The organism is Burkholderia sp. Bp9143, assembly GCF_003853645.1.
GTDB lineage: Bacteria > Pseudomonadota > Gammaproteobacteria > Burkholderiales > Burkholderiaceae > Burkholderia.
In genome coordinates this window covers 1-1,574 of record NZ_QTPO01000129.1, presented here as the reverse complement: position 1 = coordinate 1,574, position 1,574 = coordinate 1, and the positions used below count along the sequence as shown (strand labels likewise).

Genomic DNA, 1,574 nt, shown 5'->3' with positions numbered 1-1,574 from the left:
TCAGACTGCTGACGAACCCCACGTTTTTCGAAGCGTGGGGTTTTGTCTTTCTGGAGTCAGGATTGCTGACTGGCCGCGAACGAGTAGTCGATTCTGCAGTGCAAACGGCCCACCAGGCGCAGCAGGATGCGGACGAAGCCCCAATCGGGACTCGCCGGCCCGTTTTTCCCCTTGCGGGCCAGCAGCATCGCGATCTTCTTGATGTTCTGCGCCGCCGCAGCCAGCAAGCATTGTTCGGCCACCTTGCGCAGCCCGCGCATGCGGGCATAACGATGCCCGTGCAATTGCTTGGCATCGGCGAAGCTGCGCTCCACCGTCTCCTTGCGCCGCGCGTAAATGCGCTGGCCCCATTCGGTTAGACGTCGCGCGTCCACTCGCTCCTTGGCGCGTTCCCAGACGTGGCGCGTCACCACCTTCACCGCGTTGGCACTGTTCGTGCACTGCGCGCGTACCGAACAGCGCCGACAGATCCGAGCATTGGATTTGTATTCCCGATAGCCGACCCGGTTGGTCGTGCTGTACGGCAGCGCCTGTCCTTGCGGGCATACGTATTCGTTGCGATACGCGTCGTACTTGAACTGCCGTTTGTAGAATAGGCCCGGCTTGTGGTTCGGTGCGCGATAGCCCATCACCCCGGCAATCTCCCGCTCCTCCAGCCCTTGACACACCGCCGGCGTGAAGTAGCCCGCATCCAGCCCCACGGCCTCGACCTTGAACTCGAAACACTTGCGCTGTCGGTCCAGCCGATCCAGGTACGGCTGGCTATCGTGCACCGACGCCGGCGTCACATGCGTATCGGTGATGATCGCGTGCTTGGCATCCACCGTGCGGTGATCCAGATAGAAGAACCCCTTCGGCTTGTCGTCCCGCACCATGTAGCCGCTGTCCGGATCAGTCCGGCTGATCTTGGTGTCCTTGCTCGGCGGTGGCTCGTCGTCGTCACGATTCAGCGGCTTCTTGCCGTGCGCGGCCCGGTCCGCATCCACTGCAGCATCCAGCTTCTCCGTGTATGCCGCGGGCGTCTGCTCCAGCTTCACCACGTCGAACTTGTTCTTGTTCGCGTTCGCCTTCAGATGCGTGCTGTCCGTGTACAACACCCGACCATCGACCAGCCCGCGCTTCATCGCCTGCCGCACGATCTCGTCGAAGATTTCCTGATACACCGCCGTGTCCGTGAAACGCCGCCGGCGATTCTGCGAGAACGTCGAGGCATCCGGCACCTTGTCGGTCAGCCGGAACCGGGCAAACCAGCGGTAGGCGACGTTGACCTGGACCTCGCGCATCAATTGCCGCTCGCTGCGCACCCCGAACAGGTAGCCGATGAACAACAGCTTGAACATCACCACCGGATCGAGCGCCGGCCGCCCGTTGTCAGCGCAGTACAGATGCGCCACTTTTTCGCGGATGAACTCGAAATCCACCGCCGCGTCGATCTGGCGCAGCAGGTGGTCCTTCGGCACGAGTTCCTCGAGCGTCACCATCTCGAGTTCGTGCTGCGTGGGCGTCGGGGTCTTCAGCATCCCGCTATTAAAAACAAAACCCTCGCAATTGGCGAGGGTTTGTCAGCAATCTGA

1 protein-coding gene is annotated in these 1,574 nt (G+C 61.8%); it reads right to left on the bottom strand.

The window, feature by feature from the left end; genetic code table 11:
- Positions 1–56: 56 nt before the first annotated feature.
- The gene (locus DIE23_RS38935; protein ID WP_124618177.1) at positions 57–1,520 is read right to left on the bottom strand and encodes an IS1182 family transposase; all 1,464 of its coding nucleotides are present in this window, start codon (positions 1,518–1,520) and stop codon (positions 57–59) included.
- Positions 1,521–1,574: the final 54 nt, after the last annotated feature.